Genomic DNA, 14321 nt, shown 5'->3' on the forward strand with positions numbered 1-14321 from the left:
GCGTGACCCGTGAGCCGCTGGACGTCCTCGTCGTGCACATCCCGCAGGAGGCCACCGAGGAGGTGCTCGCCGCGCTCTTCGCCGCCGGGGCGGGGGCAGTGGGGGACTACCGCGAGTGTGCCTTCGTCGTCCCCGGGCACGGCCGTTTCCGGCCGGTCGGCGCCGCCAACCCGACCATCGGGCAGGTCGGCGAGCTCGAGCACGTCCTCGAGGACCGCGCCGAGATCACCCTCCCGCGATCGTTGCGGACCGCGGTCGTGGCCGCCCTGCGGGCCGCGCACCCCTACGAGGAGCCCTCCTTCCACGTCCTGGAGAACGCCGCCGGGTGACCTGGCCCCGACGCGTGTGGCGAAGGGCACCCCGGTCCACCTTGGTGGGGGCGCAGCCGCGTCGTTAGGTTGGTGCAACTGGGAGACTCCCCACACTTTCCTGCGTCATCGATGCGGGGGTGCGAGGATCGCCCGGTACCCCAGCCCCCTCACCCAGAAAGAGGACGATTCACCGATGAACATCGTCGTCTGCGTGAAGTACGTTCCGGACGCACAGTCCGACCGTGGATTCAACGAGGACAACACGACCAACCGCGATGGCGTGGACGGTCTGCTCTCCGAACTCGACGAGTACGCCGTCGAGCAGGCCCTCCAGATCGCCGAGGCCGGCGAGGGTGAGGTCACCGTCCTGACCATCGGCCCCGCTGACGCCGCCGACGCCATCAAGAAGTCCCTCCAGATGGGTGCCGACAAGGGCGTGCACATCTCCGACGACGCGATCGCCGGCTCCGATGCCCCCGCCACCTCCCTCATCCTCGCCGAGGCCATCACGAAGATCGGGTCCCCGGACCTCGTCCTCACCGGCATGGCCTCGACCGACGGCACGATGGGCGTCGTCCCGGCGATGCTCGCCGAGCGCCTCGGGCTCCCGCAGGTCACCTACGCCTCGGAGCTGACCATCGAGGACGGCACGGCGAAGATCCGTCGTGACGGTGACACCGCGAGCGAGACCATCGAGGCCTCCCTCCCGGCCCTCGTCTCGGTCACCGACCAGATCAACGAGCCGCGCTACCCCTCCTTCAAGGGGATCATGGCCGCGAAGAAGAAGCCGGTCGAGCAGTGGAGCCTGTCCGACCTCGGTGTCGACGCCGGCCGGGTCGGTCTCGCCAACGCCTGGACCGCTGTCGAGTCCACGACCCAGCGTCCCCCGCGCGAGCAGGGCACCATCGTCACCGACGAGGGCGACGGCGGCAGCAAGCTCGCCGAGTTCCTCACCACCCACAAGTTCGTCTGAGCGACGACTCCAGACACTTTAGGAGCAAAGACATGGCTGAAGTCCTCGTCCTCGTCGACCACGCGAACGGTGAGGTGAAGAAGCCCGCCGCGGAGATGCTGACCCTCGCCCGACGGCTGGGGGAGCCCTCCGCCGTCTTCATCGGCCCCGGCGCCGAGACCGCCAAGGACCTGCTCGCCCGCTACGGCGCGGAGAAGGTCTACGCCGTCTCCGACGCGGCGGCCCTCGAGCACCTCGTCGCCCCCCAGGCCGAGGTCTTGGCGCAGCTGGTGGCCGAGAAGCAGCCGGCTGCCGTGCTCATCCCGAGCAACTCGGCCGGCAAGGAGATCGCCGCCCGCCTCGCCGTCAAGACCGAGTCGGGTCTGATCACCGACGCCGTCGACGTGCAGGAGGGGCCGGTGACCACGCAGTCGGTCTTCGCCGGCAGCTACACGGTGACCTCCAAGGTCACCAAGGGCACCCCGATCATCTGCGTCAAGCCGAACTCCGCCGCCCCGGAGCAGGCCGACGGCGCCGGTGCCTTCGAGGAGCTCTCCGTGAGCTTCTCCGACGGCGCGAAGGGTGCCAAGGTCACCGCGTCCGAGCCGAAGAAGGCCTCCGGTCGTCCCGAGCTGACCGAGGCGGCCATCGTCGTCTCCGGCGGTCGCGGCACCGGTGGCGACTTCTCCCCGGTCGAGATCTTCGCGGACAGCCTCGGTGCCGCCGTCGGTGCCTCGCGTGCCGCGGTCGACGCCGGCTGGTACCCGCACTCGTCCCAGGTCGGGCAGACCGGTAAGCAGGTCTCCCCGCAGCTGTACATCGCCGCGGGCATCTCCGGTGCGATCCAGCACCGCGCCGGCATGCAGACGTCCAAGACGATCGTCGCGATCAACAAGGACGAGGAGGCACCGATCTTCGAGCTCGTCGACTTCGGTGTCGTCGGTGACCTCTTCCAGGTCCTGCCGCAGGCCACGGAGTCCGTCCAGGGCAAGTGACCCTCGGTCCGTCCTGACGAAGGGGGGTCGCGCGCCATCGTGGCGGGTGACCCCCCTTCGTCGTCCCATCCGGGGCCCCGGACCGCCTCGTTACCAAAACGTGACTTGTCGCTGCCTCCTCGGTTAGGGTCTGCCGTGGCTCTTCGGGCCGTGACCTGTTCCATCCCCGCTTGAGGTTTCCCTGTGAGTTCGTCCCGCTACGTCAGTCGACACGCACGTGCTCGGCGCACCCGCCCGTCCCTGCCCCGGATCGGTGGTCAGGGGGTCGCCCGCACGGCGGCCAAGTCCGTGGCCGGTGTGGGCATCGTCCTCGGATCGGGTGCCTTCGTCATCGCGCCGACCTCGGCCATCGGCACCGCTGACACCAGCACCGCCGTCCTCGGCGGGCAGGAGTCCTCCGCGAGCGACCTGCTCGCGGAGCGCGACGGCACCGCCACGGGCGGCTCCCGCTCGGTCCGGCGCGGCGCACCGGTCGCCATCGCGGCTCCCTCCTCGGGGAAGGGAGCCGAGCAGAGCACCGTCGGTGAGCTCGACGTCGAGGCGGTTGCCAAGCCGGAGCCGAAGCCGGAGCCCGTCGAGAAGGACGAGCCGGAGCCCGTCGAGGAGGAGCCGAGCCCTGAGCCCGAGGTCTCCGAGACCCCGCAGCCGGAGGTCTCCGAGACCCCCGAGCCCGAGACCCCGCAGCCCGAGGCCGAGGAGCACGCGACCGAGGAGCGCGAGCCGGTCGCGTCCCCGCAGCAGTCCGACGAGACGACGTCGGACTCCGGCGAGTCGCCCGACGCGCGCACCGAGGCCGCGAACAGCGGGGCGCCGGAGACGGGTGAGTACGCGGCCGAGGCCGCGGGGAAGGGCCTGGGCCCGAACGCGCAGGGGGTCTACTCGGCCGTGCGCACGCAGTTCCCCGACGTGAGCGACATCGGCGGCTACCGCGCCGGCGACCCCGGTGACCACGGCAGCGGCAAGGCCGTCGACATCATGGTCACCGGTGCCCGCGGCGACCAGATCGCGGCGTGGCTCCAGCAGAACGCAGGCGGTCTCAACATCACGTACGTCATCTGGGAGCAGCGCATCTGGACGCCGGGTGGCTCCTGGAAGCCGATGGAGGACCGCGGTAGCGCGACCCAGAACCACTTCGACCACGTGCACGTGTCGGTGAACTGAAACCATCAGAAGTGGCATCTAATGTACGAATAATGCATTAGATGTATGCGAAGTTGCGGGGTTTTGCGAGTCTTGAGGGTCGGCCTGGCCCCCGAGAATGAGGGCTGAGGGACCAGGAAACAAGCGGCCCTCGACGTCAGATGTAAGAATCTGACATTAGATGTATGCTCCTAAGGTGCTGACACCGGGGCGAACCGGAGGGTCCTACGGCGTCTTGGTCCAACTGAGCGGCGCCGAGTTTACGGCACGAGTGAGTTCCGAAACCGACGCGTATGACTGCGGGAAAGTGTCTCCCGCAGTCTCGGTGCGGCTCAGGCTCCCGTCCGGATGGACCTCGTACGCACCCACTCCACCGACCAAGATGTACCGCGACTCTCCCTTGTAGGTCACCTTTTCCAGGAAAAGGACGTACTCTCCCCCGGGTCGCACATCCGCGATCTCATCCTCCATTTCCGTTAGGTTCATCTCGCTCAGCTCCACGGAGTCCGGGCCATCGCCCTTGATCCATTGGCTGACGGCGAAGAGGGTAGTAGTCATGAATAGCCCACTGCGGCCTTCTTCGTCAGCCGACTCCTTGTGTCCAGAATCTCCCTTCGTGCCAACCACCACGGCATCGGCGCGGGCGGAGAGCTCATCCATCGTCGCCACGAGGTAGGCGCGGCTTCCCCCAGCACGCGTCCTGTCGGCCGTGGCTGCAGTGGTCCCCTCGGTCTGAGACGATGCCGTTGACACGTCACTCCCACTACCGCAGGCCGCCAGGCTTCCCGCCAGAAACAGAACGGCAATAGCACTCGATACTTTTGACATGTCAGATCCCTTCGATCACAACAAGTAATTTGCGCCGGAGATGTCATCCGACTGTGGGGCAATATGACCGCACGTAAAGTAGCGAGAACTATATGCGTACATGATGGGTTGTCCCGAGCAACTGCTGCTCCCAGTGTGACTCAGCCCGATTGCGTGACCTAACTCGTGGACCATCACGGACTTTCGGGCGCTCGAACTGTAACTGTCCGTATATTTGCGGTTGAGCATGACATTGACCGTGCCGACCGAATGTCCAGACGAATTACAACCGGAGGCAGTCCACAACCCATCGTAGGTGCCAGTCATGACTGTGTATGCGGTCATGTACACCTTTTCGGTCTGCCCCCTGTTCGCTGGCACGAACTTTGCCTGCGTTCGCGCGTTCCACAAGTCCTTGGAGGCGACGTTCACCGCTACATAGGAACTAGGCAAACTAGATGTCCAAGCCTTGATGCGATTAGACACGTGGTACCCCTAGAAGGCCCGAAGTGTCCAGCTCGACTCACCCGCGGGCTGCTCGACTAGTATTAGTTTGACTCTGCGCCGAAAATGTGTCAATGGTGAGTCTCTCTGGCCATCTTCGATGCTTGCGGGCTGTTGTCCCGTTTCTGCCCTGCAGCTCCTGCTTCAGTTTTCTGTAGTTTCCTGAGACGCCACGACCGTGTCGCAAGACGTCCCCGTCCCGGCGAAGGTCCGGACGGGGTAAACGGTGCCGAGGTACCTCCGGCAGCTCCGGTATGGCGCTGTGACCTGCTCTCGACCCTTTGGATTCGGCACCGAAACACCCTGTGCCCGCGCCCGGCGTGACGCGTCGATCAACTGGCAGCATGGGCGAGGTGCGAGTCGACCCTCATCCCGCTGGCCCAGAGGCCACCCTGCTCGTGCAGTACCTCGACTACCAGCGCGAGACGGTGCTGTTGAAGACCGACGGACTAACCCACGCGCAACTGGCGCAAAAGCACACCCCGTCGGAGCTGACCCTCGCTGGTCTCCTCCACCACCTGGCACTGGTCGAAGAGGACTGGATGGAGGCCCGCTTCTTCGGTCTGGAAGATCGCGACCCGTGGGCCGGCGTCGACTGGGAAGCCGACCCGGACTGGGAGTTTCGCACCGCGGCGGACCTCGCACCCGAACAACTGCGACAGCGCTACCGGCTGGCCTGCGAACGCAGCCGGCAAGTCGTCGCCGACGCCACCGGCCTCGAGCAGCTGTCGGCGCAGGCTCTTGGTGACGGTCAACACTTCTCGCTCCGCTGGGTGCTTCTCCACCTCATCGAGGAAACAGCACGCCATGCCGGCCACGCCGACATGCTCCGCGAGGCCATCGACGGCCAAGCGGGCGAGTAAGCCACAGACACGGGTTGCGCACACGATGGACTGAGGAGAAATCGCCACCGGTGACCGATCCGTGGGGGGACGCGCAGGCTCGGTCTCGGGGTCGACTCTCGCGTCGCCGTATGCGGGGCTTGACCTGCCGAATGGGACGCTCCACACGGGTGGCAACGCTGGGTGACTTGGCATGCTCGGGGAATCGTCAACTACTGCCTTGCCCCATACGGCGCCGTTTTCGGCGTCTGGTCCTGGGTTGAGGGTGGGTGGATGGCGATACGTCGTCGGTGCTGTTGGTGTGGTGCGGGTCTCGTGCTCTTCCGTAGCAACAGGACCCGAATGTGGCCGGAGTGGAGGTGCTATTCGCGCAGTTCGAATACGAGACGTCACCAGTACTGACGCCGGCTCGATCTCCCCGCTCGCGCGTCAGGGGCGGCCGACGCTCGGGCGAGAGCGGTCGCGTTCGTCCTTGACCGCCACGGCCAGCGCCGCGAGCACGACGAGCACGATCAGCCCGAAGCCGACGCTGATCGCCATCGCCCAGGTGCTCACGGCCAGCGTCGCGAAGGCTGCTGAGGTGATCACCGCGATCCCGATCGACGTCCCGATGCGCTGCCCGGTCTGCATCACCGCGCCGGAGCTGCCGGCGTAGGCGAGGGGGACGTCCGCGAGGGTCAGCGCCTGGTTGGGGCTGATCACCGACCCCTGGGCCAGGCCGATGAAGGCGAGGCTGAGCACGAGCCACCACTCGCTGACGTACCCCCCGGAGTGCAGGAGCACGACGGCGATGCTCGAGACCAGCCCGACGAGGGCGAGGAGCAACCCGGCGACGACGACTCGGCGCCCGTAGCGCATGACCCGGCGGCCGGCCCAGTTGGAGGAGAACGCCGCGAGCGCCGCGGAGGGGACTCCGACGAGCCCGGCTTGGAGTGCGCTCCTGCCCGCGCCGTCCTGCAGGTAGAGCGCGACGAGCACCCAGATGCTCGTCATGCCCAGGAAGTAGAGCATCGCGATCGTGCTGCCCTGGGTGAAGCTGCGGATGGAGAAGATGCCGAGGTCGACCATCGGGCTGCGTCCGCTCGCGCGGTGGTGGCGTTCCCAGAGCACCCATGCCCGGGCGAGCCCGAGCCCGAGCGGCAGGGAGAGCCAGTACCACGGCGAGGAGCCGCCTTCGACGAAGGGGAGCATCGTCGCCAGGACGGCCAGCCCGAGCAGCAGCGACCCCACGGGATCGAGCGACCGCCAGATGCTGCCGATGCCGGCGCGGGGCCCGGTGGTGTAGGGACGGTGCAGCAGCGGCTTGGGGAACCACAGGAAGGCCAGCGCCAGGCAGGCCAGCCCCACCGGCACGTTGACGAGGAAGGTCAGGCGCCAGCCGAGCTCCGGGCCACCGAGCTCGATGAGCAGACCCCCGAGCACGGGGCCGATCCCGACCGCGACCCCGACGACGCTGCCGAACCACCCGAAGGCCTTGGCTCGCTCCGCACCGCGGAAGTACTGCTGGATCATGCCGACGCCCTGCGGGTTGAGCAGCCCCGAGCCCACGCCCTGCACGAATCGGGCGGCGTTGAGCGAGTCCGCGCCGGGCGCGAGGCCCGCTGCGACCGAGGCGAGGGTGAAGACCGTGACCCCGATCGCGAAGAGACCACCGCGACCCATGAGGTCACCGGCCCGACCCGCGGCGACGAGGACGACCCCGAAGGTCAGGGCGTATCCGGACAGCACCCACTGGACATCGGAGTCACTGGCGCCCAGACCGTCCTGGATCGAGGGGAGGGCGACGTTGACGATGCTCACGCCGATGAGGGACATGAAGATCGCGATGAGCAGCACCCCGAGGATCCGCCAGCGCTGGGCGTCCGAGATCGCCTCGGCGTCGTCCCGCGCCGCCACGGACCCGTCGGACACCGCTACCTCCTCATGCTGACGTGTGCATCATGCAGGCAAACGTGGACGGGGCGGTCGCCATTCCGCGCGTCGGACGGGAGTGGCTCAGCGGTACTCGTCGAGGAGCCCGAGCGGCTGGTCCTCCCACCCGAGGTCGCGGATGACTCCCCAGCAGTCGGGGCGGGAGCCATCGACGTCGGTGACGCCGTACTCGTCGGACAGCTGCCGTGCCGTGAGCACGGCCCCGTGGTGCCTCGCCACCGACGCATCGGCGGCCAGCGCCACCACCCCCCGGGCCACGTAGGCCGGGGTCTCGGACGCCCCGAATCCCGGGACGCGGTCGGCTGCCTGTGTCCAGGTCTCCTCCGTGACCTCGAAGGCCTCGAGCATCGCCTCCGAGCGCAGCCAGCCGGGTGTGACGCCGACGACGGTGACCGGCTCGTCCGCCAGCTCCGCGGTGAGGCTCGTGATCAGGCGGTCGACACAGCCCTTGACGTAGTCGTAGAAGAAGCCGACCCCGGCTCGGTACACGGTGTTGACCTCGCGGGGACCGTCGGTCATCTCGACGAGGAGCCCGCCACCGGACTCGAGCATCAGCGGCAGCGCGAGAGCGCTGGTGATGACGTGAGTCTCGACACCCATCCGCATCATCCTCAGGCCACCGGCGAGGTCGTGGGTCCACAGCGGGGTGCCGAACTGCGCGTATCGGTCCCCGCCGAAGATGTCGTTGACGAGGACGTCGAGTCGTCCGTGATCGGCGCGGATCCGCTCGACGAGGGCGCTCACCTCGTCCGGCTGGGTGTGGTCGACGCGCAGGGCGATCCCCGTTCCGCCGGCCGCGCTGATGCGCTCCAGCGTGCCCTCGATCGTCTCCGGTCGGGCGATCTCCGAGGCGCCCGAGGTGCGGCTGCTGCGGCCCGTTGCGTAGACGAAGGCCCCTGCCCGTGCCAACTCGACGGCCAGGGCCCGCCCCGCACCGCGCGTGGCGCCGGCGACGAGTGCGACCCGTCCTGCCAAGGGGGAGTCGTCCATGCATCCAGACTCCCACCAGGGACCGACAGCCGGTAGGGGCGTCGCTGTGGTTCTTCGCGATGTGGCCACAGTGCGCATCGCGGGTAGGGTCTTGGACGCTTTGCCCCGTTGGTCGCTGACGCCCGGGGGCCGAGCCCCCAGCTGCAGCCGCCACCCCGGGCCCAGGACGCCCGCGCTCGAGCGCTCGCCCCTCGATGACACCGACGCACCGCTCGCTCCTGCTGCTGCACCCCCTTCGCCATCGAGAGCAACTGAGGCACAGATCATCGAACACCATGCACTGAACGACGCCCCGAGTCGACGCCAGGGCCGCGACCGCGTGGTCACCGGCATCAGCGCCGGTGGCCTGGCCCTCTTCGTCGTCGCGGCCATCGTCATGCCCTCCAGGGTCAGCGAGTGGGTGGCCCAGGGCTCGTCCGCGAGCGGTCGCTGGTTCGGTCTGTTCTGGCAGGTGCTGCTGCTGGCGACCTTCGTGGTGGCCGTGCTGCTCGCGATCAGCCCGTGGGCGAAGGCGCGGTTGGGGGGCATCTCCGCTCCGGAGTTCGGCCGGTTCAAGTGGGTGGCGATGATCATGTGCACCCTGCTGGCCGGCGGTGGGGTCTTCTGGGCCGCCGCGGAGCCGATGTACCACTACATGTCCACCCCGCCCCACTTCGAGGGCACCGGTACCGGCGCAGCGGCGGCCGCGTTGGGGCAGAGCTTCGTGCACTGGGGCTTCCTGGTGTGGGCGATCCTCGGCTCGCTCGGCGCGCTGGTGATGCTCTACGGCGCTGAGCGGGGGATGCCCCTGCGGCCGCGGACGCTGCTGTACCCGGTGATGGGCGAGCGCATCCGCACCAGCTGGGTCGGCTCGCTCGTCGACATCGTCGCGATCATCTCCGTGGTCGCCGGGACAGTGGGACCGATCGGCTTCCTCGGGCTGCAGGTGAGCTACGGCCTGGACAGCCTCTTCGGGATCCCGAATGTCTACGGTGTGCAGCTGGCCATCATCCTCGTGCTCAGCGCGATCGCGCTGCTCTCGGTGCTCTCGGGCATCGACAAGGGCATCCAGCTGCTCAGCCGGATCAACGTGTGGATGGCCATCGCGCTGATGGCCGTCGTCCTGGCCGTCGGCTCCGTCGGGTTCGTGCTGAAGAACTGGGTCGCCGGACTGACGACGTATGCCACCGACTTCGTCGGCATGTCGCTCTACCAGGGCGACCAGGAGTGGTTGGGCAGCTGGACGCTCTTCTTCTTCGGCTGGTTCCTCGGCTACGCGCCCTTGATGTCGATCTTCATCGCCCGCATCTCCCGTGGGCGCACCGCACGCGACCTGCTGGTCGCGACCGCGGTCATCGCCCCGATCGCGTCGACGCTGTGGTTCAGCGTGCTCGGCGGGACGGGCATCTGGATTGAGCAGGAGAACCCCGGGGCGATCTCCGGACCGCTGGAGAGCGACGGCCTGCCCGCGGCGGTGATGTCCATCTCCCAGAACCTGCCCCTGGCCATGGTGCTCGGGGTGGGCTTCCTCCTGCTGACGATCACCTTCGTCGCGACCACCACCGACTCGATGTCGTATGCCGTCGCCCAGGCCTGCACGGCCCACGACTCGCCGTCGCGGTGGCTGCGGGGACTGTGGACGCTGATCATGGGCGCCGCCGCGGCCGCGCTGATCTCCGTGGGCGACGGCGGCATCTCCGCCCTGCAGTCCTTCATCGTCATCACCGCCGTACCCGTCGGCTTCGTCATGCTCCCCAGCGTCGTCGCCGCGCCCATCTACCTGCGCCGCCTCGCCATCGAGCAGGGCGTGCACCGCTCATCGGTGGGTCGCGGTCGCGCGACGCACTCCCAGGAGGAGCGCGAGGAGGTGTCGGTCAGCTGATCCCCTCACGCCGGCGCTCGTCCTGCTCCTCGCGTCCGCACCCCGTGCGCGATGGCTGCGCCGGCGGCGCCGAGGAGGACGGCGGGTCCGTGCACATCGGTGGCGGCGGTCAGGCCGACACCCGTCAGGAGGGTCAGTGCCGCCGCGACAGCCGCCGTCCCGGGGCGCCGGCGGTCCAGGAGGACGACCATGGCGACCGCGCCCGCGAGGCCGAGGTTGGCGACCGAGTTCCCGGCGCCCACGGGTTGCCACACGAGCGCCGGCAGCTGCGCAAGGATCCCGACGCCGAGGAACACGGCCACCATCTGGCGGCCGCCCACGAGGTGCTCGTAGACGCTCCCGATGACGAGGAGCACCACGAGGTTGCCGAGGGTGCCGATGACCCCACCGTCCTGCTGGAAGAGTGCGGTCACCAGACGCCAGACCTCGCCCTGCTCGATCCGGCCCGTGTTGCGCTCGAGGATGTGCAGCACCGAGGGCATCGCGAGGCCGATGACGGACGACACGGCGACGACGGCGACGAGCGCCGCTGTCACCCGGCCCGGTCCCAGCCCGTTCGCGCCGCGCGCGACGGCCAGGCGCACTCCGGCGAAGGCGGCGACATAGGGCAGCAACGAGTAGACGACGATGCCGGCGACGGGGTCCACTCGCCCATTCTGCTCGCCGGTCGAGGACTCGTAGACTTCATCCGATGAGCACCTACCTCGACCACGCGGCGACCACGCCCATGATCCCGGCTGCCCGGGAGGCGATGGTCGAGCAGTTGTCGATCACCGGGAACGCGTCGAGTCTGCACGGGCCCGGTCGCGACGCGCGCCGTACGGTCGAGGAGTCCCGCGAGCAGGTCGCCGCCGCTCTCGGTGCGCGACCCAGCGAGATCGTCTTCACCTCCGGGGGCACCGAGGCCGACAACCTCGCGATCACCGGCAGCCTGCGCGCGGCCCGCGCCGCCGATGCGCGGCGCCACCGCGTGGTCGTCAGCGGCGTCGAGCACCACGCCGTCCTCGATCCGGTCGACCACGCCGTCGAGCACGAGGGCGCGGCGGCGACCTTCGTCACCCCGGGGGAGTGCGGCACGGTCCAGCCGGACGCGGTCCGGGAGGCCATCGAGTCCGACCCGGGGAGCGTCGGTGCCGTGTCGGTCATGTGGGCCAACAACGAGGTCGGCACCGTCCAGGACGTTGCCGCCATGGCCGCGATCGCCCACGAGCACGGACTGGCCTTCCACACCGACGCGGTCCAGGCGGCCGGCCACCTCCCCGTCGACTTCGGCGCGAGCGGGGTCGACCTCATGAGCGTCAGCGCCCACAAGCTCGGTGGCCCCATCGGCATCGGCGCGCTCGTCGCCAAGCGCGACGCGCGCCTGGTCGCCCTGAGCCACGGTGGCGGTCAGGAACGCGGCGTGCGTTCCGGCACCCTCGACGTCGCGTCGATCCGGGCCTTCGCCGTCGCGCTGACCGAGGCCGTCGAGCGAAGGGAGGTCGAGGCCGCCCGCGTCGGCGCCCTGCGCGACCGCTTCCTCGCCGGCACCCAGCTCCAGGACCTCGGCATCCGCATCACGGGGTGCTGGGAGCGCGGCGACGTGACGACCCGCCTGCCCGGCAACGCGCACATCACCATCCCCGGCTGCGAGGGGGACTCGATGCTCTACCTCCTCGACGCCGCGGACGTCGCCGTCTCCACCGGGTCGGCCTGTCAGGCAGGCATCCCGCAGCCCTCCCACGTCGTCCTCGCGATGGGACGCTCCGAGGAGGAGGCGAGGGGCTCCCTGCGGGTCTCCTTCGGCTGGACCTCCACCGACGCGGATGTCGATGCCGTCCTCGCCGCGCTCCCCGATGCCGTCGCCCGCGCCCGTCGAGCGAGCGGAGCGGCCTGAGCCATGCGCGTCGTCGCTGCCATGAGTGGCGGGGTGGACTCCGCCGTCGCCGCCTCCCGGATGATCGAGTCCGGCCACGATGTCGTCGGTGTGCACCTCGCGCTCGCGAAGAACGCCAAGACCCTGCGCGAGGGTGCCCGCGGGTGCTGCACGATCGAGGACGCCGGTGACGCCCGCCGGGTCGCCGACCGGCTGGGCATCCCCTTCTACGTCTGGGACATGGCCACCCCCTTCGCCCGGGACGTCGTCGAGGACTTCGTCGCGGAGTACGAGGCCGGTCGCACGCCCAACCCGTGCCTGCGCTGCAACGAGAAGATCAAGTTCGCGGCGCTCCTGGACAAGGCGCTGGCACTCGGCTTCGACGCCGTCGCGACCGGTCACTACGCGCAGATCGTCGACGGCCCCGCGGGCCGCCAGCTGCACCGTGCCGTCGACCCCGCCAAGGACCAGTCCTATGTCCTCGGCGTCCTCGACCAGGAGCAGCTCGCGCGCGCCTTCTTCCCCCTCGGGGACACGACCAAGCCGGACATCCGTGCCGAGGCGGCCGAGCGGGGCTTCGCCGTGGCCAAGAAGCCGGACAGCCACGACATCTGCTTCATCTCCGACGGCGACACCCGCGGTTGGCTGACGCAGCGCCTGGGCGAGCGGGAGGGCGAGATCGTCGACGAGGGGTCCGGCGAGGTCGTCGGCGAGCACCGCGGCTCCTACGGGTTCACCGTCGGGCAGCGACGCGGGCTCGGTCTGGAGCGCTCGAGCCTCGACGGGTCGCCGCGCTACGTCACCCGGGTCGAGGCCGAGAGCAATCGGGTCTTCATCGGGACCGCGGACCTGCTCGGTGCGGACGAGATCGAGGCCGACCACGTGCGCTGGTGCGGCCCGGCAGCGTCGGGCCGTCACCCGCTCGGGGCGCAGATCCGCGCGCACGGTGAGGAGATCCCGGCCGTCGCCGAGGTCATCGACCCCAGCGACGCCGAAGGGGGCGAGCCCCTCCTCCTCGTCCGGCTGAGCTCCGCCGTGCGCGGCGCGGCCCCGGGCCAGTCGATCGTCCTCTACGACGGCACGCGCGTGGTCGGCTCCGGCACGATCCGCCGTGCCGGTCGCGCCGCGAGGGTGGCCTCGTGACCCTTGCCTCGGGTGTCGGTTCCTGGCCGGGAGAGCGCCCCCGCGAAGCGGTCGTCGCCGTCCGTGACCTCCTCGGTGACGGCATCGCGCACCTTCCCGAGCTGCCCGGTCGGGGCCCCGGGGCCGACATGATCGGTCGAGCCGCGGGGATGCTCACCGACCTCCACGTCGAGACCCAGCCCTACGGGTGGCGCTTCGTCGATCGGGCCGGGGCCGACGAAGGGAGGGCCCGCGCCCTCCTTCGTGAGGACCTCGACGAGCTGGCCGAGGCCTACGACGGATGGCGCGGTCCGCTCAAGCTCCAGGTCGCCGGACCGTGGACGCTCGCCGCGAGCATCGAGCTCACACGTGGGGAGCGCGCCGTCGCCGACCCGGGCGCCCGGCGGGACATCGCCGGTGCGCTCGCCGACGGGGTGGCCGGTCACGTCGCCGACGTGCAGCGGCTCGTGCCGGGTGCGCAGGTCGTCGTGCAGATCGATGAGCCGGGACTGCCCGCGGTGCTCGAGGGACGGCTGCCGACGCAGTCCGGGTACGGCCGTCTGCGGGCGGTCGACCGTGGTGAGGTGCGCGAGGGGCTGCGCACGATCGTCGACGGGGCAGGGGACGTGACGACCGTCGTGCACTGCTGCGCCGGCGATGCCCCGGTGACCTTGTTGCGCGAGAGCGGCGCCGACGCGCTCTCGCTCGACACCTCCCTGCTGGACGATCCTGCCTGGGAGCAGCTCGCCGAGGCGATCGAGGCCGGCACGCGGCTGTGGCCCGGCGCGGTGGCGACCACCGGGGTGAGGGACTGGCGGACTGCCCGCGACGGGTTGCTCGCCTCCTGGCACCGGGTCGGCCTGCCCGATGCGGCGCTCGGCGACCTCGTGGTCACGCCCGCCTGCGGACTGTCGGCGGCGACCCCGGCGGCGGCCGTGTCGTGCCTGCGCACCACCGGTGACCTCGCCGCGGCCCTGACCGACCTCGCCGTCGCCTAGCCGGGCGACCCG

The 14321-nt window shown here is 69.7% G+C and carries 14 protein-coding genes; 9 read left to right on the forward strand and 5 right to left on the reverse strand.

Going from position 1 to position 14321, the window contains the following annotated elements:
* Positions 1-2 precede the first annotated feature (2 nt).
* The 4 genes from ACR9E9_RS07620 to ACR9E9_RS07635 all read left to right on the forward strand — a co-directional run bounded on the left by ACR9E9_RS07620 (position 3) and on the right by ACR9E9_RS07635 (position 3419).
* Positions 3-329: a hypothetical protein gene (locus ACR9E9_RS07620; protein ID WP_435203269.1), complete on the forward strand. Its 327-nt coding sequence runs from the start codon at positions 3-5 to the stop codon at positions 327-329.
* Between the two features lie 175 nt (positions 330-504).
* Complete coding sequence (locus ACR9E9_RS07625; RefSeq protein ID WP_435203270.1) at positions 505-1284, forward strand: electron transfer flavoprotein subunit beta/FixA family protein; 780 nt, start codon at positions 505-507, stop codon at positions 1282-1284.
* Positions 1285-1316: 32 nt separating this feature from the next.
* On the forward strand, positions 1317-2258 hold the full coding sequence (locus ACR9E9_RS07630; RefSeq protein WP_435203272.1) for an electron transfer flavoprotein subunit alpha/FixB family protein: 942 nt from the start codon (positions 1317-1319) through the stop codon (positions 2256-2258).
* Between the two features lie 183 nt (positions 2259-2441).
* On the forward strand, positions 2442-3419 hold the full coding sequence (locus ACR9E9_RS07635) for a hypothetical protein (RefSeq protein ID WP_435203274.1): 978 nt from the start codon (positions 2442-2444) through the stop codon (positions 3417-3419).
* A gap of 204 nt (positions 3420-3623) precedes the next feature.
* Here the strand turns inward: ACR9E9_RS07635 and ACR9E9_RS07640 are convergent, their stop codons facing one another.
* The gene (locus tag ACR9E9_RS07640; protein WP_435203276.1) at positions 3624-4058 is read right to left on the reverse strand and encodes a hypothetical protein; all 435 of its coding nucleotides are present in this window, start codon (positions 4056-4058) and stop codon (positions 3624-3626) included.
* Between the two features lie 183 nt (positions 4059-4241).
* The gene (locus ACR9E9_RS07645; RefSeq protein ID WP_435203278.1) at positions 4242-4691 is read right to left on the reverse strand and encodes a M57 family metalloprotease; all 450 of its coding nucleotides are present in this window, start codon (positions 4689-4691) and stop codon (positions 4242-4244) included.
* Positions 4692-5107: 416 nt separating this feature from the next.
* Here ACR9E9_RS07645 and ACR9E9_RS07650 point away from each other — a divergent pair, with 416 nt between their 5' ends.
* A complete protein-coding gene (locus ACR9E9_RS07650; RefSeq protein WP_435203280.1) occupies positions 5108-5572 on the forward strand; it encodes a DUF664 domain-containing protein in 465 nt (154 codons plus the stop codon).
* Between the two features lie 408 nt (positions 5573-5980).
* Here ACR9E9_RS07650 and ACR9E9_RS07655 read toward each other — a convergent pair whose 3' ends face one another.
* Positions 5981-7462 (reverse strand): MFS transporter, encoded by a 1482-nt coding sequence (locus tag ACR9E9_RS07655; RefSeq protein WP_435203282.1) that lies wholly within the window; start codon positions 7460-7462, stop codon positions 5981-5983.
* 84 nt (positions 7463-7546) lie between these two features.
* Positions 7547-8473, reverse strand: coding sequence for an SDR family oxidoreductase (locus ACR9E9_RS07660; RefSeq protein WP_435203284.1), 927 nt, complete (start codon positions 8471-8473; stop codon positions 7547-7549).
* Positions 8474-8792: 319 nt separating this feature from the next.
* On the opposite strand from ACR9E9_RS07660, the gene ACR9E9_RS07665 reads away from it, so the two are divergent.
* A complete protein-coding gene (locus ACR9E9_RS07665; protein WP_435203286.1) occupies positions 8793-10334 on the forward strand; it encodes a BCCT family transporter in 1542 nt (513 codons plus the stop codon).
* Between the two features lie 5 nt (positions 10335-10339).
* Here the strand turns inward: ACR9E9_RS07665 and ACR9E9_RS07670 are convergent, their stop codons facing one another.
* On the reverse strand, positions 10340-10981 hold the full coding sequence (locus ACR9E9_RS07670) for a rhomboid family intramembrane serine protease (protein ID WP_435203288.1): 642 nt from the start codon (positions 10979-10981) through the stop codon (positions 10340-10342).
* A 44-nt stretch (positions 10982-11025) separates the two neighbouring features.
* Between ACR9E9_RS07670 and ACR9E9_RS07675 the strand changes: the two genes are divergently transcribed.
* Genes ACR9E9_RS07675 through ACR9E9_RS07685 form a run of 3 tightly spaced genes read left to right on the forward strand, consistent with a single transcriptional unit; the run spans position 11026 to position 14309 of the window.
* Entirely contained in the window at positions 11026-12210 is a 1185-nt protein-coding gene (locus ACR9E9_RS07675) for a cysteine desulfurase family protein (protein WP_435203290.1), read from the forward strand.
* A 3-nt stretch (positions 12211-12213) separates the two neighbouring features.
* Entirely contained in the window at positions 12214-13332 is a 1119-nt protein-coding gene (gene mnmA / locus ACR9E9_RS07680; RefSeq protein ID WP_435203292.1) for a tRNA 2-thiouridine(34) synthase MnmA, read from the forward strand.
* Positions 13329-14309 (forward strand): methionine synthase, encoded by a 981-nt coding sequence (locus ACR9E9_RS07685; protein ID WP_435203294.1) that lies wholly within the window; start codon positions 13329-13331, stop codon positions 14307-14309. The genes mnmA and ACR9E9_RS07685 overlap by 4 nt, the downstream gene beginning before the upstream one ends.
* The last annotated feature ends 12 nt before the right edge of the window (positions 14310-14321 follow it).

This window comes from Janibacter sp. GS2 (genome assembly GCF_051200835.1).
Taxonomy (GTDB): domain Bacteria; phylum Actinomycetota; class Actinomycetes; order Actinomycetales; family Dermatophilaceae; genus Janibacter.

What these genes read in the sequence shown, in the direction of transcription:
- ACR9E9_RS07625 (WP_435203270.1), top strand. Translation starts at nt 505, where the DNA reads ATGAACATCGTCGTCTGCGTGAAGTACGTTCCGGACGCACAGTCCGAC.
- ACR9E9_RS07630 (WP_435203272.1), top strand. Translation starts at nt 1,317, where the DNA reads ATGGCTGAAGTCCTCGTCCTCGTCGACCACGCGAACGGTGAGGTGAAG.
- ACR9E9_RS07640 (WP_435203276.1), bottom strand. Translation starts at nt 4,058, where the DNA reads ATGGATGAGCTCTCCGCCCGCGCCGATGCCGTGGTGGTTGGCACGAAG.
- ACR9E9_RS07660 (WP_435203284.1), bottom strand. Translation starts at nt 8,473, where the DNA reads ATGGACGACTCCCCCTTGGCAGGACGGGTCGCACTCGTCGCCGGCGCC.
- ACR9E9_RS07675 (WP_435203290.1), top strand. Translation starts at nt 11,026, where the DNA reads ATGAGCACCTACCTCGACCACGCGGCGACCACGCCCATGATCCCGGCT.
- mnmA (WP_435203292.1), top strand. Translation starts at nt 12,214, where the DNA reads ATGCGCGTCGTCGCTGCCATGAGTGGCGGGGTGGACTCCGCCGTCGCC.